This is a genomic window from Acinetobacter sp. HZNU-JH01, from assembly GCF_037996845.1.
Taxonomy (GTDB): domain Bacteria; phylum Pseudomonadota; class Gammaproteobacteria; order Pseudomonadales; family Moraxellaceae; genus Acinetobacter; species Acinetobacter haemolyticus.
The window spans coordinates 1,659,139-1,682,906 of the sequence record NZ_JBBMZX010000001.1 but is presented as its reverse complement, the minus strand read 5'-3'; the positions used below and the strand labels follow the sequence as shown (position 1 = coordinate 1,682,906).

Annotated in this window: 23 protein-coding genes and 2 tRNA genes; 14 read left to right on the top strand and 11 right to left on the bottom strand. The window is 40.3% G+C overall.

What is annotated here, in order from left to right:
* Positions 1 to 125: 125 nt before the first annotated feature.
* Positions 126 to 857, bottom strand: coding sequence for a 1-(5-phosphoribosyl)-5-[(5-phosphoribosylamino)methylideneamino]imidazole-4-carboxamide isomerase (gene hisA / locus AAC851_RS08075; protein ID WP_005087083.1), 732 nt, complete (start codon positions 855 to 857; stop codon positions 126 to 128).
* 167 nt (positions 858 to 1,024) lie between these two features.
* Positions 1,025 to 1,564 (bottom strand): DUF805 domain-containing protein, encoded by a 540-nt coding sequence (locus AAC851_RS08070; RefSeq protein WP_075314497.1) that lies wholly within the window; start codon positions 1,562 to 1,564, stop codon positions 1,025 to 1,027.
* Positions 1,565 to 1,777: 213 nt separating this feature from the next.
* On the opposite strand from AAC851_RS08070, the gene AAC851_RS08065 reads away from it, so the two are divergent.
* Positions 1,778 to 2,434: a hypothetical protein gene (locus AAC851_RS08065; RefSeq protein WP_075314499.1), complete on the top strand. Its 657-nt coding sequence runs from the start codon at positions 1,778 to 1,780 to the stop codon at positions 2,432 to 2,434.
* Between the two features lie 46 nt (positions 2,435 to 2,480).
* Here the strand turns inward: AAC851_RS08065 and hisH are convergent, their stop codons facing one another.
* Both hisH and hisB read right to left on the bottom strand, forming a co-directional pair.
* Entirely contained in the window at positions 2,481 to 3,098 is a 618-nt protein-coding gene (gene hisH, locus AAC851_RS08060) for an imidazole glycerol phosphate synthase subunit HisH (protein ID WP_004641424.1), read from the bottom strand.
* Entirely contained in the window at positions 3,098 to 3,691 is a 594-nt protein-coding gene (gene hisB, locus AAC851_RS08055) for an imidazoleglycerol-phosphate dehydratase HisB (protein WP_002116767.1), read from the bottom strand. The genes hisH and hisB overlap by 1 nt, the downstream gene beginning before the upstream one ends.
* Before the next feature lie 104 nt (positions 3,692 to 3,795).
* Between hisB and AAC851_RS08050 the strand changes: the two genes are divergently transcribed.
* The 5 genes from AAC851_RS08050 (at position 3,796) to AAC851_RS08030 (ending at position 6,043) form a co-directional block, all read left to right on the top strand.
* Positions 3,796 to 4,173: a GNAT family N-acetyltransferase gene (locus AAC851_RS08050; RefSeq protein WP_125502257.1), complete on the top strand. Its 378-nt coding sequence runs from the start codon at positions 3,796 to 3,798 to the stop codon at positions 4,171 to 4,173.
* 101 nt (positions 4,174 to 4,274) lie between these two features.
* A tRNA-Phe gene (locus tag AAC851_RS08045) sits at positions 4,275 to 4,350 on the top strand.
* Positions 4,351 to 4,487: 137 nt separating this feature from the next.
* Positions 4,488 to 4,563: transfer RNA gene (locus tag AAC851_RS08040), tRNA-Phe, on the top strand.
* Between the two features lie 262 nt (positions 4,564 to 4,825).
* On the top strand, positions 4,826 to 5,257 hold the full coding sequence (locus AAC851_RS08035) for a hypothetical protein (RefSeq protein WP_340600734.1): 432 nt from the start codon (positions 4,826 to 4,828) through the stop codon (positions 5,255 to 5,257).
* 66 nt (positions 5,258 to 5,323) lie between these two features.
* Entirely contained in the window at positions 5,324 to 6,043 is a 720-nt protein-coding gene (locus AAC851_RS08030; protein ID WP_161409116.1) for a hypothetical protein, read from the top strand.
* A 136-nt stretch (positions 6,044 to 6,179) separates the two neighbouring features.
* Here AAC851_RS08030 and AAC851_RS08025 read toward each other — a convergent pair whose 3' ends face one another.
* The 3 genes from AAC851_RS08025 to ompR all read right to left on the bottom strand — a co-directional run bounded on the left by AAC851_RS08025 (position 6,180) and on the right by ompR (position 10,053).
* The gene (locus AAC851_RS08025; protein WP_340600733.1) at positions 6,180 to 7,694 is read right to left on the bottom strand and encodes an acetyl-CoA hydrolase/transferase family protein; all 1,515 of its coding nucleotides are present in this window, start codon (positions 7,692 to 7,694) and stop codon (positions 6,180 to 6,182) included.
* A 121-nt stretch (positions 7,695 to 7,815) separates the two neighbouring features.
* Positions 7,816 to 9,270 (bottom strand): ATP-binding protein, encoded by a 1,455-nt coding sequence (locus AAC851_RS08020; RefSeq protein WP_004641411.1) that lies wholly within the window; start codon positions 9,268 to 9,270, stop codon positions 7,816 to 7,818.
* Between the two features lie 18 nt (positions 9,271 to 9,288).
* Positions 9,289 to 10,053, bottom strand: coding sequence for an osmolarity response regulator transcription factor OmpR (gene ompR, locus AAC851_RS08015; protein ID WP_004641409.1), 765 nt, complete (start codon positions 10,051 to 10,053; stop codon positions 9,289 to 9,291).
* A 388-nt stretch (positions 10,054 to 10,441) separates the two neighbouring features.
* On the opposite strand from ompR, the gene AAC851_RS08010 reads away from it, so the two are divergent.
* The 4 genes from AAC851_RS08010 (at position 10,442) to AAC851_RS07995 (ending at position 14,893) form a co-directional block, all read left to right on the top strand.
* Positions 10,442 to 12,799, top strand: a complete 2,358-nt coding sequence (locus tag AAC851_RS08010) for a Tex family protein (RefSeq protein WP_340600732.1) — start codon at positions 10,442 to 10,444, stop codon at positions 12,797 to 12,799.
* Positions 12,800 to 12,959: 160 nt separating this feature from the next.
* A complete protein-coding gene (locus AAC851_RS08005; RefSeq protein WP_160126824.1) occupies positions 12,960 to 13,790 on the top strand; it encodes an AraC family transcriptional regulator in 831 nt (276 codons plus the stop codon).
* Between the two features lie 78 nt (positions 13,791 to 13,868).
* Positions 13,869 to 14,579, top strand: a complete 711-nt coding sequence (locus AAC851_RS08000) for an AzlC family ABC transporter permease (protein ID WP_075314511.1) — start codon at positions 13,869 to 13,871, stop codon at positions 14,577 to 14,579.
* Positions 14,576 to 14,893 (top strand): AzlD domain-containing protein, encoded by a 318-nt coding sequence (locus AAC851_RS07995; RefSeq protein ID WP_005087073.1) that lies wholly within the window; start codon positions 14,576 to 14,578, stop codon positions 14,891 to 14,893. The genes AAC851_RS08000 and AAC851_RS07995 overlap by 4 nt, the downstream gene beginning before the upstream one ends.
* A 48-nt stretch (positions 14,894 to 14,941) precedes the next feature.
* Here AAC851_RS07995 and AAC851_RS07990 read toward each other — a convergent pair whose 3' ends face one another.
* A complete protein-coding gene (locus AAC851_RS07990) occupies positions 14,942 to 15,697 on the bottom strand; it encodes an SDR family oxidoreductase (protein WP_075316482.1) in 756 nt (251 codons plus the stop codon).
* 107 nt (positions 15,698 to 15,804) lie between these two features.
* Here AAC851_RS07990 and AAC851_RS07985 point away from each other — a divergent pair, with 107 nt between their 5' ends.
* Together AAC851_RS07985 and AAC851_RS07980 are read left to right on the top strand one after the other, a co-directional pair.
* Positions 15,805 to 16,689 carry a LysR family transcriptional regulator gene (locus tag AAC851_RS07985; protein WP_075314513.1) on the top strand — a complete coding sequence of 295 codons (885 nt, stop codon included), beginning with the start codon at positions 15,805 to 15,807 and terminating at the stop codon, positions 16,687 to 16,689.
* Between the two features lie 100 nt (positions 16,690 to 16,789).
* Positions 16,790 to 17,554, top strand: coding sequence for an HD domain-containing protein (locus AAC851_RS07980; protein WP_340600730.1), 765 nt, complete (start codon positions 16,790 to 16,792; stop codon positions 17,552 to 17,554).
* Between the two features lie 141 nt (positions 17,555 to 17,695).
* Here the strand turns inward: AAC851_RS07980 and AAC851_RS07975 are convergent, their stop codons facing one another.
* Positions 17,696 to 18,073: a MerR family DNA-binding protein gene (locus AAC851_RS07975; protein ID WP_151211506.1), complete on the bottom strand. Its 378-nt coding sequence runs from the start codon at positions 18,071 to 18,073 to the stop codon at positions 17,696 to 17,698.
* 100 nt (positions 18,074 to 18,173) lie between these two features.
* Here AAC851_RS07975 and AAC851_RS07970 point away from each other — a divergent pair, with 100 nt between their 5' ends.
* Complete coding sequence (locus AAC851_RS07970) at positions 18,174 to 19,268, top strand: SDR family oxidoreductase (RefSeq protein ID WP_340600729.1); 1,095 nt, start codon at positions 18,174 to 18,176, stop codon at positions 19,266 to 19,268.
* Positions 19,269 to 19,376: 108 nt separating this feature from the next.
* Here the strand turns inward: AAC851_RS07970 and AAC851_RS07965 are convergent, their stop codons facing one another.
* Positions 19,377 to 20,264 (bottom strand): SDR family NAD(P)-dependent oxidoreductase, encoded by an 888-nt coding sequence (locus AAC851_RS07965; RefSeq protein WP_004641380.1) that lies wholly within the window; start codon positions 20,262 to 20,264, stop codon positions 19,377 to 19,379.
* Positions 20,265 to 20,513: 249 nt separating this feature from the next.
* Positions 20,514 to 21,791 carry an O-acetylhomoserine aminocarboxypropyltransferase/cysteine synthase family protein gene (locus AAC851_RS07960; protein ID WP_004641379.1) on the bottom strand — a complete coding sequence of 426 codons (1,278 nt, stop codon included), beginning with the start codon at positions 21,789 to 21,791 and terminating at the stop codon, positions 20,514 to 20,516.
* A 305-nt stretch (positions 21,792 to 22,096) separates the two neighbouring features.
* Here AAC851_RS07960 and ettA point away from each other — a divergent pair, with 305 nt between their 5' ends.
* The gene (ettA, locus tag AAC851_RS07955; RefSeq protein WP_262570607.1) at positions 22,097 to 23,758 is read left to right on the top strand and encodes an energy-dependent translational throttle protein EttA; all 1,662 of its coding nucleotides are present in this window, start codon (positions 22,097 to 22,099) and stop codon (positions 23,756 to 23,758) included.
* Positions 23,759 to 23,768 lie beyond the last annotated feature (10 nt).

Genomic DNA, 23,768 nt, shown 5'->3' with positions numbered 1-23,768 from the left:
TGTAAAAACTAGGGTGGCGTAAGTGTCATTATAAAATTGAAGAGCAAAATAAAAATCGGTGCAAGGATAACATTTAAGCTTAAAAAGCTCTAGCCATTATTTAAATCACTAGAGCTTCTGATCGATTATAGACGGTCTTCATCTAGCAATAACTGTGCTTCACGAAGATTCAATGTACCCTCATAAATCGCACGTCCTGTGATCGCGCCTAAAATGCCTTTTTGACCTTTTAGATTACGTACATCATCTAGGTTGGTGACACCGCCTGAAGCGATCACTGGCAAGCCAGAATATTGTGCTAAGTTTACAGTTTGCTCTACGTTGACGCCTTGCATCATGCCATCACGTGCAATGTCGGTGTAAACGATGCTAGACACACCCGCATCAGCAAAGCGTTTCGCTAAATCAGTGGCTTTTACATCGGTGACATTTGCCCAACCATCAGTTGCAACCATGCCATTGATTGCATCAATGCCCACAATGATATGACCTGCAAAGCGTTTACATGCTTCTTCAACAAACTCAGGCTCTTTCACTGCTTTTGTCCCAATAATGACAAAAGTTACGCCCGCATCAAGATAGTGTTCAATGGTTTCAAGTGAACGAATACCACCACCGATTTGAATCGGGAGTTCAGGTTGTGCACGCGCAATCGCTTCGACAACTGGTTTATGAATCGGTGTACCTGCGAAAGCACCATTTAAATCAACTAAGTGTAATCGACGTGCACCTTCATTGACCCAGTGCTGTGCTGTTGCGACAGGATCATCAGAGAAAACGGTATCGTCTTCCATACGACCTTGTTTTAAACGAACACATTTGCCATCTTTCAGGTCAATTGCAGGGATGATTAGCATGCTTTCGCTCCTTGCGTCATCATGGAGTTTAAATTGGCTACATATTAGCAAAGTATTGTTCAATCGCTAAGCTTTGGATGTTAGACGACTGCATCTTTCTTTAGAATTTGTGCTCATAAAAAAGCCAAGCATCATAGCTTGGCTGGGTGAAGTGGTGATAAAGAATGTTATTCAGCGTCGTACTGTTGATATTGCATTTGAATTTGTTGGCTTCGCTCAACGTAGTCTTGATACGCTGGTAGTGCGATTGCTCCGATAATACCGAAAACAAATGCCAGTGGAAGAATCACAATATAAATCCAGCCGAATACTTTTTCCCAACCTGCTGTTTCTCGTAGAGGACCATAACTATTTTCACCATCTGAACCTTTTGCTGCGAGTAGATAGATTAAAAATATGAAGTTGAAGAAGGGGATAAGCATTAACAATGATAGCCAACCTGTTTGATTGCGATCATGTAAACGGCGAATAGTGAAAATAAAAGATACATAGATCATTGCAGCATAAATCACAATGAAAAGTAGTACGGTGATTAAGGGAAAATCACTGCTTGCTAGAAGATTGCCACCAAAACTTGCGAAGGCCAAAATGAAAATAACGATACAAAGTACGATCGTCATTAACAGTGTCCATGCGGCAAAAGATAATCGACCAAAACGGCCTTTAGCGCTGAGCGGATGATCCACAGTTGGAGTAGATGAATTCATTTTATGCCTTTTTAGATGTTTTTATACAATTGTTCAAAATGGAAGGATCTGTATAGTTTGAAATAATAAAGAAAATGAGGCAAGAATTACAGAATATTTTGATAAAAAGCAGATTATATTTATTCTAAAATGCTTAGAGCAAAATAAATCTCTATTTCGTTAAAATAGTTTAAAGCCTGTTGTTGTTTAATCAAATTATCAATGAGTAGAAAAATGCAAAATATTATTCAGCAATTGCTTGAAAAATTTGACCAAAATGAACTAAAAAGTCTGAGTGGGGATATTATTTGTAGTGATCCTAACTTGACGCTAAAAAAAGGGAAGTATTACTTTTTAAGTTTTAATCCTGGTGGGGATGAAATAAAAGATGATAATTTAACTTTAAAAACAGCTATTGAAAATGTGTTAGGAGGAGGAAAGCATTTTTATTGTGTGCCTTATAAAGGACAGGAAAAAATGAAACCTTTACAGAATCGTTATAAATCCTTATGCGATAGTATTCTTGAGACTAACCCTGAGCATATTTTTACAACGAATCTTATTTTTCTACCAAGCCCTAATTCAAAAAGTATAAGTTTTCAACAAGAAGCACAAAAATGTTGGAAAGCACATGAAGTTTTCTTAAACATTATTCAACCTGAAGTTATTTTTTGTAATGGCAATGGTGCTGTTTCTAGTTTTACTTATATACAGCAATTTATAAGGAATAAAACGGAAATAGAAGAATTTGATGCAAAACATGGTTCATGGAAAATTCGTACCTTTTCAGGATATTTATTTGATCATCCAATAAAAATTATAGGTATTCCACACATGAGTTATTACCATCCCCAAAAAGGGGCGGAGATTATTAAAAAACTAATTTCTTAAAATGTAAAAGCTCACTAATGTGAGCTTTTTTGTATATTTGAGTGATCTAAATCTTCCATTCCACAAAGTTTTTCAACAATTGCAAACCAGCAGTATGACTCTTTTCAGGGTGGAATTGTGTGGCAAATAAATTATCTTTGTGAATCGCAGTACAGAAATTCACCCCATAATCACAAGTTGCCGCAATCACAGACGAGTCATTTGGTTCAACATAATAACTATGGACAAAATAAAAACGCGCATCTTGTTCGATGTTGTTCCACATCGGATGGCTTGGGTCAAGTTGATGTACTTGATTCCAACCCATGTGAGGGACTTTTAAGTTTGGCATTTCTGGGAAATGCTTCACCACACCATCAAAAATTCCAAGTGCATCCACACCACCATTTTCTTCTGATGTTTGCAATAAGGCTTGCATGCCTACACAAATTGCGAGAACAGGCTTGTTAAAAGCAGCCTGACGGACCACTTCATCAATTCCAGCTTCGTGCATGCCCTGCATACAGTCACGCATTGCGCCTACACCGGGAAATACGATTTTATCTGCTTTCGCAACTAACTTAGGATCATTAGTGACATCAACAGTTGCACCGACATGTTCGAGTGCTTTCGCAGCAGAGTGTAAGTTGCCCATGCCATAATCAAGTAAAGCAATACGCGTCATTACAAACTACCTTTGGTTGACGCAATGGTATTTTCTGCACGAGGATCTACTTCACATGCCATACGTAACGCACGTGCCAATGCTTTAAACACGCTTTCAATTTGGTGGTGGCTGTTTTTACCTTTCAGGTTATCAATATGCAAGGTCATCAGTGCGTGATTGACAAAACCTTGGAAAAATTCTGAAAATAAATCGACATCGAATGTTCCGATACGTGCGCGAGTAAATGGAATATCCATAAACAAACCAGGGCGACCAGAAAGATCAACCACAACACGAGATAAGGCTTCATCTAAAGGTGCATAAAAATGACCGTAGCGTTTTAAACCTTTTTTATCGCCTAACGCTTGAGCAAAGGCTTGTCCCAAGGTGATTCCACAATCTTCAACAGTATGGTGATCATCGATTTCTAAGTCGCCATCGCAATGAATATCGATATCAAATAGACCATGGCGCTTGATTTGATCAATCATATGGTCTAAAAATGGAACTCCAGTGTTGAGTGTGCCTTGACCAGTACCATCGAGATTGAGACGAACTCGAATTTTTGTTTCGTTGGTATTTCTTACCACTTCACTAATACGTTGCGTCATGGACACGTTCCTCAAAAAACGTCAAAAATGATTGAATTAAAAACCAATAGTTTCGCTGTGACGAAAAAGTGACAGCATCATAGTTTGCTCAGGAGGGTTAATCAATGCCTATTAGCGTACATGCTTACAGTTCACTAGAAAATCTAGGAATTCGCACCCAGCTAGAGCGACTTTATGACACCAGCCCAGAGTTTGGTGATGGGCAAGATGCTGTGGAGCAACTTGAACAAAATCTACAGCAATATACCACAGTTTATACCGCTGAATTTAACAGCAAAATTATAGGTGCAATTTGGGTGACAGGACAAGGTGAAAGCCGAGTTTTGGAATATGTGGTGGTGCACCCTGCAAATCGTGGCCGTGGCGTAGCTGAGCGCCTTGTAGAAGAGGTGTGTCGTATAGAGGAAGAACAAGGGGTGAAATTGTTTGAACCAGGGTGTGGTGCAATTCATCGTTGCTTATCGCATATTGGTAAAATTTAAATCGCTTGGATAATGGGTTGCAGTAAAATTAAGCGCTCAATCGAAAAATCCATAAATATACTTGACGGATTTTGACAAACATTGTTTAATACGCCCACTTTGGCGCGATAGCTCAGTCGGTAGAGCAACGGATTGAAAATCCGTGTGTCCCCAGTTCGATCCTGGGTCACGCCACCACAGATTCAAATTTCAATCCCTGATCCCATCAGGGATTTTTTTTTTGCCTAGTGCTTGTCTGAAAAATAAGCATTTAAATCAAAAGCTCATGATATTGATTGACTATTTTGGCTAGATACGGCTTAATACAGGCCATTGGCGCGATAGCTCAGTCGGTAGAGCAACGGATTGAAAATCCGTGTGTCCCCAGTTCGATCCTGGGTCACGCCACCATATTCAAAAAGCCTCAAACAAAAGTTTGGGGCTTTTTTTATTGCTTTGACTGAATTAGAAAAATGATTTTTAACCCTTTGATTAATTTATTTTGTTGATTAATCATGTATCTTTGAGCTAATCTTCGGCTTGTATTTCGCTGAGTATGCTTATGTGAAACGATGTGAACTCAAAAAATAATAAGCGTGCGGAATTAAAAACTTGAGTACAACAACTCAAACAAACAAAACTTTTAATTAGATAAAATGATAAAGGTCTTAGTATGTTATCCAAAATCAAATTAGCGACTGCTGCATTATTATTGGGTGCTTTAACGGCATGTGGAGGAGGAGATGGTGATGATTTTAACTCTTCTTTCTCTAAAACCATTACTAAAAATGGGGTGACCTATGTTTGTAAATCGCAGTCTGCTGCCAATGCGTGTGAAAATAATAACGATTGTACCGCCTGTGAGACTTCAACACCGGGTGTAGTAATTACTGCGCAGTGTGTTACAGGAGCTGGCACAGTCAAAGCGACTGAAAATGGATGTATTGCAACCATTGGTAACGGGCAACAAACCAGTGTCTGTTCAGGAACTGCATTGAAAATGCTAACAGGTACAGGTCATACTAAACAGAAAGTAATTGCTGAAGGCGCAACATTTAGTGCGGGTAGCGTCATATTAAATGGCATTAAAGTAAGCTGTAGCTAACTTACTCATTAAATATATTGATGAAAATTAAAGGTGATGCGTTCACCTTTAATTTTGGGGTCCATCATGGAAAAGTATTTATATATTTTGTTCTTAGTCATTGGCTTTGGTCTAGGGTATCTAGTGGCTGATTTTAAGCAAATCGTACCTTCATCTGCGCCACTCGATAAACATGCAAAGAGTCCATCGATGGTCGTTAACGATTTACAAGCAATCGTCGCTTCAGTGCCATCACCGATAACCAACAGCGCAACATCATCAATCAAGACCTTGTCAGAGCAACAACGCGAACAAGTGTCTAAAATTATTGAAAATGCATCTGAACAGCAAATCGATGAATATTTAAATAAAGCTTTTCCTAAACAGGATTTCACTGCGATCCAAAATAAAAAATTGTTTGCTCAGCGGGCTTTAGAAGAATTGAGTTCGCATAATGATCAACAGACTTTATCTGGTCGTTTAGTGTTAGGACGTACCCCTGTGATGCCGCAAATCTCTGAAGATTTAAGTCAGGTCCATTCAAATCAAAGCATTTTTGCGCATTTTGATACCTTGGGTAAGTTTCCTGCAGATGAGCAAATATTTATTCGTTGGTTAAACCGTGACACTGGCGAAGTGTTGATGTTTACACCACGAAAGATTACCCAAGATGTTTCCCAGAACTGGGTAAGTGCTGCGCCTCCAACTGGATGGCAAATAGGTATTTATGATGTCAAGGTTTATCAAATGCATGATCAACTTAAGCCGATTGCTCAAGCAAGTTATCGGATTGTTGAGATTTTATAAGCGTGTATCTGTTTATAGATGCAGTAAACTCTAAGTTTGTTGGTTTTGTTGGATGATTTCGATGGTGAAGCTATCGAATAACGCTAAATACAAAAGAAGTCGCTATGTAGCGACTTCTTTAGTGTAGAGGTTGTTTTTAAGCTGTTTTAGCGACTTGAGAAGCATTGAGCATATGACCTGTTTCTTCAAAGTTGGCATGCCATGACAGCGCTTCACGTAAAATATGAGGCGTATGCCCGCCACGCTCACAAGCACGATCAAAATAGTCATTCAATGCTGCTTTATACAGTGGATGTACGCAATGATCGATAATCACGCGAGCACGTTCACGTGGTGCTAAGCCTCGCAAATCTGCTAATCCTTGCTCGGTCACTAAAATATCTACATCATGTTCACAATGATCGACGTGGCTTGCCATTGGAACAATTGACGAAATATCACCGCCTTTAGCAATGGACTTGGTCACAAAAATAGCCAAGTGTGCATTACGTGCAAAATCGCCTGAACCGCCAATTCCATTCATCATTTTTGTGCCGCAAACGTGTGTTGAGTTTACGTTTCCATAAATATCAAACTCAAGTGCAGTATTGATCCCAATAATGCCTAAACGTCGTACGATTTCAGGATGGTTTGAAATTTCTTGGGGGCGCAATACCAACTTGTCTTTGTATTGTTCCAAATGACCAAAAACACGTTCGCCACATTTTGCAGAAAGCGTAATCGAGCTGCCTGAGGCAAACTTGATTTTCCCTGCATCAATGAGTTCAAAAGTACAGTCTTGAAGTACTTCTGAGTACATGACTAAATCTTCAAACGGAGAGTCTTTTAGACCAGTGAGCACAGCATTGGCGATTGAACCAATGCCAGCTTGTAATGGCCCTAAATTTTTAGTCAAACGCCCCGCTTCAACTTCTTTTTCAAAGAATGAAATTAGGTGATTGGCAATCGCCTGTGTTTCTACATCTGGTGCAGTCACGGTGGATGGAGAGTCCGCCGTATCATTGAAAACAATTCCTACAATTTTAGCGGGATCAATCGGGATTGCTGTAGAGCCAATACGATCATCGACTTGGGTTAGCGGTACTGGTGTACGCGTTGGACGATAGGTTGGGATATAAATATCGTGTAAGCCTTCAAAGTTCTCACTTAATGAGGTATTGATTTCGACAATTACTTTTTCTGCAAAAATCGCAAAACTTGCCGAATTACCCACAGACGTGGTCGGAACGATATGTCCCTGTTCAGTAATCGCAACCGCTTCGATGATGGCAATATCTGGACGTTTAAGCTGTTGATTACGCATCTGTTCAACAGTTTCAGATAAGTGTTGGTCGACAAACATGACTTCACCATGATTGATGGCACGACGTAATGTACTATCCACTTGGAATGGCATACGACGCGCCAATACACCTGCTTCAGTCAACTGCTTGTCTAAATCGTTGCCTAAACTTGCACCGGTAATTAATGTGATTTTTAACGGATTTTTTTTGGCACGATTGACCAGTGCTTGCGGAACGGCTTTTGCCTCACCTGCACGCGTAAAACCGCTCATGCCAACTGTCATATCATTTTCAATAAAGTTGGAAGCCTCATCAGCACTCATAACTTTGTTATGTAGACTGTGAAGGCGAATGCGACTTAGTGACATCATCCATTCTCAATGTTGCTTTTTATCAGTAATGGATTTTAGACCTAAAATGTGAAAAGTGTATTGAATTTAGGCTAAGGTCTAAGGTGAGTAACAATATATTTGATCAAAAATTGTCTGATTAAAAGTGCCCTGTTAGTGTTTGTCTAATTTTATCAATGGTATTACTTTGTGGTTCATCTGATTCAGGTGATGGGATCGGTAATGAAATCACGACTTCTAAACCACCTTGTTCACGGTTACGAATATTGATCTGACCTTGGTGAATATCCACAATTCGTTTCACGATTGCCAATCCGAGTCCACTGCCTTGGATTGTTCGTGCCGAATTACCACGAACGAAAGGTTGCATCAGTTCTTCAACTTGATCCGGTGGAATACCCTCGCCATGATCTGCAACTGTAATCAGAATATGGTCATCAACATGGCTTGCTGATAGTTCAATTGGTTCTGAGCCATAGCGTTTAGCGTTATTCAATAAATTTGCAATCAATCGTTTTAATGACAAGCTGCGTGCAGGAATAATCGGCAATTCTTGCATTTCAAACTGGATGTCGAGAGGCTGGAATTGCACCACCAGTTCTTGTAATAAAGTATTGATATTGGTGTCGCTGAGTTCTTCATCTGAACCATCACGCATATACGAGATGAATTGATTTAGGATCGCATCCATATCATCGACATCGTATACCAGACCTTCACGCAGAAACTCATCAGGTAACATTTCCGCGGTGAGACGGATACGTGTTAGTGGTGTACGTAAGTCATGTGAGATACCTGCGAGCATGATTTGACGATCACGTTCGGTCTGCTCAAGCGTATACACCATATGATTAAAGGCTTGATTGACCTGACGAATCTCCAGTGGGCCGTGATTGGTATCTAAATAAGGGGCTTTGCCCGTCTTACTGTAGGTATTCGCCGCATTTTGTAGTCGTCGTAATGGACGATTCATCTGACGAACCAAAATAAGGATAATAATCGAAGAAAGAATCGGCACACCAAATAGCCACGTTGCGATCAGTTCAACGCTGTAGTTGGCATAGGTTTTTAATGGCTCGCGTACCCAGTTGCCATTCATTTCTGGAGTTTGAATCCAGATCCGTGGAATCGGTTTAAATTTAAAATAGACGGTAACGTCATCGACACCTAATTCTTTGGCAAGTTTTTCCTCAATTTGGTTGGTAAATAGTTCAGCTAAAAACTTATCTTCAACTTTAGGAAACTCTTTGGGGTCGGTAATGTATTCAATGCCAATGCGATTTTTAAGCCATGTATCCACATCGACTTCGGTATCACGATGCAAGATACGGATATCAGGATTGTTAACCAGTTCAAGTTCAATCGCGAGATAGCGTGCATGTTGCTGTAATTCAGGTAAATAGAGCGTACGCCAAAAGAACCATAACGACATGAAAAGACTGAAAAAAACCATGAGCAGTACCAAGATCGTGGTACGCATGGCTGCGGAACGAGGTTTGATTTTATCTAAAAAGCGTTCCCATTTGGTCCGTGGCCGCTCTGAATAGGCCACGAAATCAGTAAACTCTTGTGGATCGATAGGTTCAAGTTTCAACGTCTAAATTTCCTGAACTTATTCAGCACCATCTGGAACAAATACATAGCCTACACCCCAAACGGTTTGGATGTAGCGAGCACGAGCAGGGTTGTCTTCAATTAAGCGGCGTAAGCGAGAAACCTGAACGTCAATTGAGCGTTCCATGGCACCCCATTCACGACCGCGGGCTAAGTTCATTAACTTATCACGGGTTAAGGGTTCGCGTGGATGCTGAACCAATGCTTTTAATACTGCAAATTCACCTGTGGTTAAGGTGACGACCTGACCTTCACGGGTTAAGGTACGGGTAGATAGATCAAGTGCCCACGGACCAAAGCTGACCACTTCAACTTGTTGGCTCGGTGCGCCTGGAACTTCGCGAACTTGGCGACGTAATACCGCACGGATACGTGCAAGTAACTCATTTGGGTTAAATGGCTTTGGTAAATAATCATCAGCACCCGCTTCTAAGCCTGCAATACGATCCGAGTCGCTGCCACGTGCTGTCAGCATGATGATCGGAGTGTCAATATTGGATTGGCGCAAACGACGGCAAATACTGAGACCATCTTCAACAGGTAACATAAAATCAAGAACAATCAGCGAGAATAATTCGCGTTGTAGCAAACGATCCATTTGTGTTGCGTCATGGGCAGTTTTAACGACGAAACCTTTGTCTTCGAGGAAGCGTTGTAAAAGCGTACGCAAACGCACATCGTCATCGACCACTAAAATGCGTTCGACGCGGTCTGTTTCATGCTGAACAGTTTCCGTCGATTCGGCAGGTACAACTAAACTCATGCTGTGCTCCTTTATCGTTTATTGTCATCGTCTTTATGCAATGCTATATGAAGTATTGATAATTCAATTATGAAGTATCCGTAGACCCACGAGTATACGATTCATTGCACAGATTTGACTATGTTATAAAGCAACAAATATTGCCAATAAAATCAAGAGAAAGATACCAAATATATACAGGTAAAATTATGACAATCAATCTATTTTTCAATAGATAGGCAAAAAAAGCACAGTATTTTAGAAACATTGGTGAATTAGCATAAACTGTAGGCTTTTTCAGAAAAGAATGGGGCCTGTGCACAATATTTTAAAAAAACAATAGTGGATTTTATGGTCATGGACTTTATAATCAGTGCTTTTAGACTTAACCCTTGTGGAATCAATCACGATGACTGACATAGTTCAGCAGTTGGCAAATGAACTTGCCGTACGTCCAAACCAAGTAGAAGCTGCTATTCGTTTAATTGATGAAGGCGCCAGTGTTCCTTTTATCGCACGTTACCGTAAAGAGGTCACGCAAGGCTTAGACGATACCCAATTGCGCCAACTCGATACACGTTTAACGTATTTGCGTGATTTATACGAACGTCGTGAAAAAGTGATTCAGTCTTTAACAGAACAAGATAAATTAAGTGATGATTTATTGGCACGTGTTAATGCGGCAGAAACCAAAAATGCATTAGAAGAAATTTACGCGCCATATCGACCAAAACGCACCAGTAAATCTTTTAAAGCAAAAGAAGCGGGTTTAGGTCCGATCGCAGAAAAAATTATTGCTGAACAAATTGACCCAACCGAAGCATTGGCTGGTTTTAGCCATGCAGATTATCCAGATGTTGAAAGCCAACTGGATGCGATTCAACATATCTTGATTGACGATTGGGCGCAAAATATTGCGTTGACCACTGAATTAAAACAAACCTTCGCTAAAACTGCGGTCTTGAAAAGTGCAGTGGCTTCTGAAGAGAAGAAAGAAGTCGGTAAGAAATTCCGTGATTATTTTGAGTTTTCAGAGAACTTAAACAAAGTACCTTCACATCGTTTATTGGCGATGTTACGTGGTCGTCAAGAAAATGTCTTAGGCTTAAAAGTGGATGGTGAAGATGATGCACCATTAGCACGTATTGAGACTGAGTATAATCTTGAACAGATTCAACCACAAAGCCGTCAGGATTATTTGAAGCAAACTGCAAAACTATTCTGGCTGGGTAAAGTACGTCCACAAATTGAGCACTCATTACTCACGGATAAGCGTTTGGCTGCTGAAGCTGAAGCGATGGATGTATTTGCAGAAAACTTACGCCATTTGTTACTTTCTGCACCAGCAGGTAGCCGCACGACATTGGGTGTGGATCCTGGTATTCGTACAGGCGTGAAGCTTGCTGTGGTGAGTGATGCGGGTGATGTTCTGGCACACAGCACCATTTATCCTTTCGCACCGAAAGAAGACAAGGAAGGTTCTATTACAGAACTCGCGCGTTTATGCAGAGAGTTCCACGTGGAACTTATTGCGATTGGTAATGGAACAGCAAGCCGTGAAACCGAAGCTGTTGTTGCTGAAATGATGGCAGCAAATACGGATCTGAAATTAACACGTATCACTGTAAGTGAAGCAGGGGCATCTGTTTATTCTGCAAGTGAACTGGCTGCACAAGAACTTCCAGAACTTGATGTATCTATTCGTGGTGCGGTTTCAATTGCGCGCCGTTTACAAGATCCATTGGCTGAGCTGGTAAAAATTGACCCTAAATCAATTGGTGTTGGTCAATATCAGCATGATGTGAATCAAACAGGTTTAGCAAAAACATTGGATGCTGTGGTTGAAGACTGTGTGAATGCGGTCGGTGTTGATGTGAATACCGCGTCACCAGCGATTTTGGCGTATATTGCAGGCTTGAACAAAGCAATTGCTCAGCAAATCGTTGAATACCGCAAAGAGCACGGTCGTTTTGATAACCGTCAAGCCTTGAAAAAAGTACCACGTTTAGGTGAGCGTACTTTTGAACAATCAGCAGGCTTCTTACGTGTTCAAAATGGTTCTGAACCATTAGATGCGTCAGCAGTTCACCCTGAAAGTTATGGTTTAGTGGAAAAAATCGTCGCAGCAAAAGCAACCACGGTAAAAGACATTATTGGCAATACTGAAATCATTCGCCAAGTGAAAGCAGAAGAGTTTGTTGATGACAAATTCGGTTTACCAACCATTCAAGACGTTTTAGCAGAATTGGAAAAACCTGGTCGTGATCCTCGTCCAGAATTCCGCACTGCGAAGTTCCGTGAAGACATTACTGAAGTTGCTCAACTCACTGAAGGAATGCAGCTTGAAGGTGTTGTAACCAATGTGACGAACTTCGGTGCATTCGTGGATGTGGGTGTACATCAAGATGGTTTAGTACATATCTCTGAACTTGCGAATGAATTTGTTTCTGATCCACATAAAGTGGTGAAACCAGGTCAAATCGTGCAAGTCCGTGTGATGCAAGTGGATGTGGAACGTAATCGTGTGAACTTGAGTATGCGTGCTGAAGGTTCTGCGCCTGCTAAAGCACCACGTCAGCAGCAGCGTCCACAGCAAGAGCGTACTGAACGTTCAGAACGTAAGCCACAAGGTCAACGTCCGCCACGTAAAGACGGTGACTTTAAGCGTCCACAACATAACAAGCCAAAAAATGAAAAACCGCAAGAGCAAAAAATTGGTGGTTTGGGTGCCTTGTTATTACAAGCTGGCATTAAAGGATCTAAATAATCTAATTTAGCCCACTTACAAAACCTTCCTTCGGGAAGGTTTTTTGTTTGGGCGGATAAAGTGATAGATTGATAATGGAAGATAAAACAGCAATTTTGTTCTATAAATCTTATCCCATTACGTTAACCTGATTTGATGCAAAAATCTAAAGGAGGTCGTGATGTCACGTAGACCTCGAGAACAAGTCGATTACTTACACCTCGAAGAACTCGGTGGTTTAGAAATGTTGAAAGCCAGTTACTTTCAGCAGGAGTTCTCTCGGCATGTTCATGAAGGATTTTGTATTGGTGTGATTGAAGAGGGGGCACAACGGTTCTATCGCACAGGCGGTAATCATGTTGCACCACAAGGCGATATTATTTTAGTGAATGCAGATGAGGTGCATACCGGCTCATCAGCCGTCAAAACAGGTTGGCGTTACCGTGCGATCTATCCAACACCAGAAATTTTTCATGAGCTGACACGTGATTTGACTACCATACATGGTACTGCACCGTGGTTTAGAGAAGCAGTGTTGCACGATGAAGGTTTAGCACAGCAACTCCGATTACTCTTTGATTTACTTGAACAACCGAATAATAAGCTGCTTAAACAAACTTTATTTTTATCGACAATTGCTTGGCTAATCTCAAAATATAGTCAAACCAAGCCTCAAGCTAATGATCAGAGCAATGCCAAACAGCGCATTCTAAATATTAAAGATTTAATGGCGAGTATGCCTGAGCAAGAGTTTTCACTCATCGAATTGGCGGAAATAGCAAATTTGAGTCAGTGGCATTTCTTACGTCAATTCAAAAAGCATGTCGGACTTGCGCCGCATGCATGGTTGATCCAAGCACGTTTACAGAAGTCACAAAAATTATTAAGACAAGGTTTGAATTTATCCGAGGTATCGCAGCAGTGTGGTTTCTCGGATCAAAGTCATTTTAGTCGACATTTTCGTCAAACTTTTGGAATTACACCGGGCGGTTATATCGCTTACCTCAAATAAAAATAGCAATTTTATGCAATCTCCAGCGGTTGATTTTTGGCATAGTTACTAGGTTTTTAATGAACTGTTGTGATGTAAATGTTAGGTGAAAGCATAGATGATACGCAGATGTCCGAATCACGGGCATTTTTGAATGGCGCAATCAAGATACTGCCATTGTGTTTTGCGGTATTGCCGTGGGGCTTGCTGGCAGGTTCAATGGCGATTCAAGCGGGGCTTACGACGTTACAAGCTATTGGGATGTCGGCACTGGTCTTTGCTGGTGCTGCACAATTGATGACCTTAGGTTTAGTCATGGCAGGAACACCTGCAATCACCATTATCATTTCCGTTTTTCTGATTACCACGCAGCATTATTTATATGCACTGTATTTACGTGAAGATATTTCTAAGCAACCTTTAAAAGATCGGTTAATGTTGGGCTTTTTGCTGACGGATGAATTGTTTGCAGTGAGTATTAAAAAGCAACCGCATTATATTCATTATCTGCTTGGTGCTGGGCTTTGCTTTTATTTGTGTTGGGTCTTGTTTAGTATTTGTGGAGTCTTTCTAGCCTCTGCCGTTCCCAATTTAGACCAATATCATCTCGATTTTTCTATCGTTGCGACGTTTATCGCAATCGTGATTCCATTTATAAAAAACTTAAATACTTTGGTTGGAGTACTCGTGTCAGTCACTTTAACGGTGGTATTCCTAAGTTTAGGCTTTAAAAGTGCGGCGATTATGGCAGGGGTGATTGGAATGTTTACAGCAACCTGCTTACAGAATTTTCGGGAGCGTAAAGCATGACTTGGTTTGTCCTGATTATTCTGGCATTGGTGGTGTTTATGAATCGCTATATTTTGCTTGAACCAAATCTGCCTTTGCGTTTACCCAAATGGTTTCAACAATCTTTGCAATACTCCGCACCGTGTTTATTGACGGCTATTGCAACACCGATTGTATTTATGGATGAACATGGTGTATTTCGTGAAACTTTATTGAATCCTTATTTTCTGGCGACGATTCTAACGATTTTGATTGCGTATAAAGTCCGTCATACCTTGTTGACGATTATTTTGAGTTTGGCATGTTTTTATGGATTGGTGTTTTGGTTAAATTAAAAGCTTGGGAGCATATAGATTATACTCCCAGTTTTCATTGCCAATGCCTTAACGCGTGGTGTACCCACCATTGGCGAAAATGGTTTGCCCTGTGATCCACCAACCATCAGTGACTAAGAAACGGACTAAGGGTTCAATATCTTCGATCTTGGTTAAACCGCCCAACGCTGATGCTGACTTATGATACGCCACCGCTTCAGGTGATTCTTGGCCGTAGAAAAATGGTGTATCCATCGGGCCAGGAGCAACAGCAGTAACAGAAATACCGCGTTCACCAAACTCTTTCGATGCAGCGCGTGTGTAGTGTTCCACAGGGGCTTTTAATCCTTCATAGGTTGAATAAAGACCTGTATAAGCGGCAAGTAAGCTGGTGACAATGGTGCAGATTTTTCCATTTGGATTGAGATGGCGGCCAGCCGATTGAATAAAGAAATAGGCAATTTTATTGTTGATGTCATTCATGCCATCAAATTCTTGTTCAGTGGTGTCTAGATACGGTTTTTTGAGTACACGTCCGACAGTATTAATCGCAATATCTACACCGCCAAACTCTGTTTTGGCTTTTACAAATAAGTCTTCAATGTTCTGGATATTAGATAAATCTGATTGTACCAAAATTGCTTTAACCCCCAGTGCTTGTACCGTTTGTAAGGTTTCTTCTGCATCTGATTGCGTTGCTGCACTGTTGTAATGAATCAATAAATTTGCCCCTTGTTCAGCAAATTTACGTGAAATTAATCCACCTAAGTTTTTTGCACCGCCGGTAATCAGTACCGTTTTTCCTTTTAGATCATGTTGTGACATTGCTTTATTCCTCATGTTGTTTTGCATAAAAAACATCCTAATTGAATTTATTTGTTTGAAATAGTTGTTAGTATTGAACTGATTGTGCAAAAAAGTTGAATAATAAAATGGATAAAATTGAGCGTTTAAAGATTTTTTGTCTGGTGGCTGAGAAACAATCTTTTGCCCAAGCTGCACTGCAATTGGGTTTGCCTCGTTCAAATGTGACTTATGCGATTCAAGCTTTGGAAAAAGAATATGAAGTATTACTGTTTTATCGAACCACACGCAAAGTTGCATTAACACATGAAGGCAGTTTGTTTTATGAGGAGGCAATACGTCTGGTTGCCCAACTTAAAGAGCTAAATCGTTTTAAAACACAGGTGCGTAGTCAAGAGGGCAAGATCAGTATTGGTATGCCGAAACGCTTGGCAACACAAGTGTTGATTCCTCATCTATCCGCATTTTATCAACGCTATCCTAAAGTCAAAGTGTTGATTAATGGCAGCGATGATTTTTCAAATTTGATTGAACAACAACTGGATTGTGTGGTGCGAGTTGGGCAGGTTCAGGATGAATATTTACTGATTCGACCGATTAAACAGACGCAAATCTGGACTTTGGCATCGCCACAATATTTGGCGGAATATGGTGAACCGAAGCATTTTGATGCGTTAGAACGGCATTTTGCTGTGGATTACCATGTGGCAAAACATTATCGAGAACGGAGTGAATTAGCATTTCAAAATCATCGGATTAACATGCCTTATCGTTTACTGGTTGAAAATACAGAAGCCTATATTCAAGCAGGTTTAGCTGGCCTTGGCTTGATTCAGATCCCTGAATTCGATGCGAAAACTTATGTGGAGCAAGGACAATTACAGCGGCTTTTTTCAGATATTCCATGCTTGGAATCGCCAGTAAATATTTTGCTGACAGATCGACAATATCGCCCAAAATATTTCCAAGACTTTATCGAGTGGTTAGAGCAACATTTAAAAAAACTACTTTAACTTCTATAAGAACAATACCTCAGATCACTTTGACATGGAGAAAAATTTACAGTAAAACTAAAAATTAGAGTAATTACTCTAATTTTATAGGTGGATAAAAATGCAGATTGGTCGACAAGCATGGATGGCTCAAACTTCAGGTGATTTGTCTTTAAAAGATCGGATGGCTTTATTACGTCATAGCCTATTCCCAGTACTTAAACAAAGCATCAAGATGTATGCGTTAGCAGGTCATTCTAAGCTGAACGCTCGGCAGTTTTTGAGTGTAGAGGATTTACATTTGCCTGATAGTGGTGATGTCAAACAGGCGACCGAAAAGATGCGATCCTGTAGTTCAGTAAGTTTGCAGAATCATTGTTTACGAACATGGTATTACGCCGTGGCATTTTCCAAGTTACAAGGCTTGAGCCATGATGAGGAGTTATTGGCAGTCTCGTGTTTACTACATGACTTGGGGATGACTGAACTGCATTATCAGCATCATGAAAATTGTCGTTGTTTTGCAGGACAAGGGGCTTATGCTGCAAAGGATTGGTCTTTAGTGCAAGGATGGCAAGCACCACGTGCTGAGCAATTATTTGATGTGATCAGTATGCACATGAATCCTTATGTTGCGGTTCATGAAGGGATCGAAGCACATTTACTGCAACAAGCAGCCAGTTGTGATGTGATTGGAAGTCGAGGTTTCGAGTTTTCTACGCAATTTAGACAACAATTATATGCGCAATATCCGCGCTTGGACTTTAATCAGCAGATGATTGAATTTACCCAACATGAAGCACTTGTTCGACCAAAATCGCGTACAGCAATGGTGGTACAAAGTGGCTTTAAGCATTTGGTACGTTTTAATCCTTATCATGATTGAGGCAAAAATGATCTTGTGAGAACAAAACTGGTTTAGCTTAATGATTCAGTCACAAGGGTGATCGTATTTTAAATTATAAGTTTTTCAAGACAGAGATCATCAGCATGAAAACGATGTGATTAGGTATTGGGTTGAAATGAATCAATCTATTTGGGGAACTGTACAATCTCTTCTTAAGGGACAGGCTTCGCCTTGTGTAAATCGATTGAGCATATTTTTAATTTGATTTAACTGTGCAATTTTTTGATCAATCATATTTAGTTTTTCTTGAAAGATATTTTGAACTTGGGGGGCTGGAATTTCATTTTGTTCAGTCATTTGTAGAATTTGTTGAATTTCGCTTAATGAAAAACCTAGGTGCTTAGCGGTACGAATCAATTGTAATTGCTGCAGTGTTTGCTCGGGATAATCTTTATATCCATTATTTCGTGTAATAGATTGAATTAATTTTATTTTTTCATAGAAGCGAATCGTATCTCTGCTTAACTGAGCTTGTTTTGCCAATTCTCCAATCAACATGAGGTCACCATTATTATATGTCTGTGATAAAAACTACTTGACCTTTGAGTGTACTCCATCCTTTAGCCTATACCTATCTTTAAAAATAGGAGTTATAAAGATGGAGAATAAGCAAACCCAATTTAATCAGTTTCAGATCGCTTTAGTGGCTGGAGCAACAGGCTTTATTGGACGTTTCCTCATTGCTGAATTACTTAGTCAAGGCCATCAGGTCTTCGCACTTGTTCGTGATCGAGCAAAGCAGCAAAAAGATATGGAAAACTGGTTAAAAAATAAAAATATCGCATTTGATCAGCTTAGATTCATTCAAGGGGACATTACGCAAGAAGATCTGGCAATTAATTCAAAAGACTGGGAGAAACTTACAACAGTCAATATCTTATATAACGCAAGTGCATTGTTTGCATGGAATCTGAGTATGCGTGAAGGACGAAAGGTAAATGTAGAAGGTGCTTTGAATTTATTAACCTGTGTAAATCAACATTGTGATCTAGTACGTGTGGTACATGTGTCTGGTTATATGCTGACATTACAAGATCATTTACGCCAAGCTGGTGTCTGTATTGATCAACCTGAACAAACCAATTGGCAAAGGGTTTATCAGCAATTAGGTACATATGAAGCTTCTAAGATCGAAGCGCATTATGCGTGGATTAAACAAGCGCAAAGCTTGGGTTTAGACTGGACCGTTATTCATCCTGCAACGGTGATTAGTGATGAAGTCACTGGGGAAATACCAGTTAATCAACCGATTGCACACATGATTAGTCTATTAAAGCGAAAGAAAATGAGTGCAATTCCAGCAACACCACAACATTATTTGCCTTTGGTTAGTATTGATTATTTAGTCAAAGTAATAGGTTATGCAGCGACTGAAACTCGTTTAGCTCGATCTGAATTATTGGTTGCTCATGAACAACGTTTAACGCTTGCAGACATGTTTAATATTATGGCTGCACAAGTGGGTCAAAAAGCTCCAACTCGATATGTTTCGTTAGATTTATTAAGAATGATTTTGAAATGGAAATGGCTGGCGCAGAAATTAGAAATGTCTGTAGAAATGCTGGATTTTATTCGAACAGAACCATTGAATGTTTCTGAACTAAAAACTTTGATTCAAAAGTGGAATATCCAAGAGTCTGATTTGGAGAAATCTTTAGCAAAGACCAGTCAATGGATTTATCAACATAGCTAGTTGCCGATTAAAACAACAAACTTGTGGATAAGTTTAAACTTATACACATTTTGAAGATCAATAAAAAAAGACCTTCCTCAGAGAGAAAGGTCTTTGTTCACCATCAGATTACCAATGTTCACCTGGGAACAAACGTGCATAGGCACGTTGCATAAGATTGAGCTTCTCTTGCTTACCGACAGATGCGGTTGAGCTTGGGAATAAATTGAAACCAATCGACATCAAGATATTATTAATGTCTGGAGCAACAGCATAAGTAATTGAAGCTAAGCGTCCAAGATTGGTTGCGATTTTCTTCGGACGTTTCACGATTGCATACGCAATCAGATCCGCAGCTTCTTCTGGAGAAAGCGTTGGTACATATTTATAAATCTTTGTCGGTGCGATCATTGGCGTACGTACTAAAGGCATATAAATCGAAGTAATCGCGATTTTATGTGAATGTACTTCAGCTGATAGACAACGACTAAAAGCATCTAAAGCGGCTTTTGATGCAACATAAGCAGAAAAACGCGTTGCATTTGCGAGAACACCGATTGAACTAATATTAATGATTTGCCCATTTTTGCGTTGCATCATATGTGGAAGAAGATTCAATACCAAACGGACTGCACCAAAATAATTGAGTTGCATGGTGCGTTCGAAATCATGGAAACGGTCAATCGATTCATGAACTGCACGGCGGATTGAGCGTCCTGCATTATTTACAAGAATATCAATATGATCTACAGCCGCTAAGATGTCCTTTGAAACGGCATCGATAGATTCCATGTCATTCAAATCACATGGAAATACAGTTGCTTTGCCGCCCTCAGCTTCAATCTCAGCTTTTACCTCATCCAACTTTTCTTTGGTACGAGCAATCAATAAGACATGTGCGCCTGCTTGAGCAAGGTATTTTGAAACCGTTAAACCAATACCACTTGAAGCACCTGTGACAATGATTGTTTTCCCGTCGACTTTTTGCTGAAAAAGTTTTTTGAGTTTTGCGTTCATGTAAGTGTCCTACATTAATCGAGCTGTTGTTTGCAATGTATCCTTGTTGCGATTAAACATTGCACTTTATTTTGTATTAATATTAACCGATATTTTTTGTTTGTCTAGTGTAAATGTTTGAAAAATAATAGCTTTTTTAGAGTAAAAACTCTAAAACAAGCTGTTGTAATAGTTGAAAAAGCAATCATATTCTGCTTAATTTGAACAAAAAATAAGCCCCCATCAGGAGGCTCATTGATTTCAATGCGATTAAACCTGTGCGAGAGCCTGTTCAAGATCAGCAATGAGGTCATCGATATGCTCAATGCCAATAGACAAGCGCACTAGGTCCTCACTGACACCTGCCGATTTGAGTTCTTCTGCATTCAATTGACGATGAGTTGTGGTTGCAGGATGACACGCTAAACTTTTTGCATCGCCGATGTTTACAAGGCGGGTAAATAGCTGTAATGCATCAATAAAACGAGTTCCACCTTCTAATCCATCTTGGACACCGAATGAGAGGATCGCAGAAGGTTTCCCTTTCACATATTTTTGTGCCAAATCATGCTGTGGATGATCTTCTAAACCTGCATAGTTCACCCATTTTACTTTTGGGTGTTGTTTTAAATATTCCGCAATTCTGATTGCATTTTCAGTATGACGTTCCATACGAAGATTTAAAGTTTCTAATCCTTGTAGAATTAAGAACACACTCAAAGGGCTAATTGCTGCGCCTGTATTACGTAATGGAACGACGCGCGCGCGTGCAATATAAGCAGCTTCTCCAAGTGCTTCCACATAATTGACGCCGTGATAGCTTGGGTCAGGGGTATTTAATGCCTTGAAACGTTCTGGATATTTACCCCAAGGAAACTTCCCACTATCCACAATGATGCCGCCAATGCTATTGCCATGACCGCCGATATATTTAGTGAGTGAATGAATTACGATATCGGCACCAAATTCAAATGGTTTGAGTAGGGCAGGCGTTGCCACGGTATTGTCCACAATCACGGGTACGCCATATTCATGCGCAATTTTTGAGATGGCTTCTAGGTCGATAATATTACCGAGTGGATTACCAATTGATTCCACAAAAACTAATTTGGTTTTCTCATCAATAATTGAACGTAATGCTTCTGGATTCTGATAATCAAAGAAGCGTACTTCGATACCTTGTTTCGGTAAAGTATGGGCAAATAAATTATAGGTCCCACCGTATAAAGTTGAAACAGAAGCAATATTGTCGCCTGCTTCAGCAATGGTTTGAATCGAGTAAGTGATTGCTGCCATACCAGAGGCTAAAGCTAAAGCACCAATACCACCTTCAAGCGCTGCGAGACGTTGCTCCAGCACAGCGGTGGTTGGATTCATGATTCGAGTGTAGATATTTCCCTGAACTTTTAAATCGAATAAGTCTGCCCCATGTTGTGTGTTATCAAAGGCATAAGACGTGGTTTGATAAATGGGTACTGCGACTGCTTTGGTGGTTGCTTCTGGTGAATATCCCGCATGAATGGCTAAAGTTTCATCTTTATAGGTCATAATTACATCATCTACGTGAGTTAAATAATAAGCGAGTGTAGCTTAAAAGCTATCCAAAATGGTGCATAAATGATGCAATTTTTAGCAGTTTTATTCATATCAATCTCAATAAAATTGCATTTATCCAGAGAGATACTGTGATTGGGTTGATCGTGTAATGTCTTGAAAAAGAAAATCCTTTTAAAGCAAACAAACAAATCTCAACTTAACTTCAAGTTAAAGGGCTTTTCAGCGTATAATACGTCCGATTATTTTTCGCTTATTCTGATTAGCGATGTATTGGTTTTTCAATTGAGGAGTCCTGCGTGGCCCAATATATTTATACGATGAACCGAGTGTCTAAAATGGTTCCGCCTAAGCGCGAAATCTTAAAAGACATCTCTTTATCATTTTTCCCAGGTGCAAAGATTGGTGTGCTTGGTTTAAACGGTGCGGGTAAATCTACTTTGCTCCGTATTATGGCGGGCGTAGATAAAGATTTCTCAGGTGAAGCTCGTGCACAACCAGGAATCAAAATCGGTTACTTAGAACAAGAGCCACCACTTGATCCAACTAAAGACGTTCGTGGTAACGTTGAAGATGGTGTACGTGAAGCACTTGACGCTTTAGAACGTCTTGATCAGGTTTTTGCTGAATACGCGGATCCTGATGCTGATTTTGATGCGCTTGCGAAAGAGCAAGAAAAATTAGAATCAATCATCCATGCATGGGATGCACACAACCTCAATAACCAACTTGAAATTGCTGCTGATGCATTGAACCTTCCAGCATGGGATGCCGATGTATCATTGCTTTCAGGTGGTGAGCGTCGTCGTGTTGCATTGTGCCGTTTATTGCTTTCTAAGCCAGACATGTTGCTTCTAGACGAACCGACGAACCATTTGGATGCTGAATCAGTATCTTGGTTAGAACGTTTCTTGAAAGATTTCCCTGGCACAATCGTTGCGATTACGCATGACCGTTATTTCTTGGATAACGTGGCTGAGTGGATTCTTGAACTTGACCGTGGACATGGTATTCCTTACCAAGGTAACTATTCTTCTTGGTTGGAACAAAAGAATGCCCGTCTAGAGCAGGAACAGAAACAAGAAGAATCTTTTGCTAAAGCATTGAAAAAAGAACTTGAATGGGTTCGTTCAAATGCCAAAGGCCAGCAAAAGAAAAACAAAGCGCGTATGGAACGTTTTGAAGAGTTGAACTCTAAAGAATTCCAACAGCGTAATGAAACGTCTGAAATCTACATTCCACCTGGTCCACGTTTAGGCAACAAGGTTGTGGAAGTAGAAGGTATCAGCAAATCATTCGACGGCCGCTTATTGTATGAAAACTTAAGCTTCAGTGTACCGCCTACAGCGATTGTGGGTATTGTTGGTCCAAACGGTGCGGGTAAAACCACTTTATTCCGTATGATGACTGGCGAGCAGCAACCAGATACCGGTACTGTGACTTTAGGTGAGTCAGTTAAAGTCGCTTATGTCGGTCAGATTCGTGACACCTTGGATAACAACAAAACGGTTTGGGAGGAAGTCTCTGGCGGTTTAGATATCCTGAAAATTGGTGATTACGAAATTGCATCACGCGCATATATCGGTCGCTTTAACTTTAAAGGTCAAGATCAGCAGAAACGCGTAGGTGAATTGTCTGGTGGTGAACGTAACCGTTTACAGCTTGCTAAGATCCTTCAAATGGGTGCTAACGTCATCTTACTGGATGAACCATCAAACGACTTGGATATCGAAACCTTACGCGCACTTGAGGATGCAATTCTTGTATTCCCTGGTACTGTGATGGTGGTGTCGCATGACCGTTGGTTCCTTGACCGTATTGCAACGCATATTCTGTCATTTGAGAACGAACAGCCAGAATTCTACACAGGTAACTATGCAGAATACGAAGCTTATCGCCAGTCACGTTTAGGTGATGCCGCTACGACCAAACGTTCTAAATATAAGAAAATTTCGGGTTAAGACCTGATTG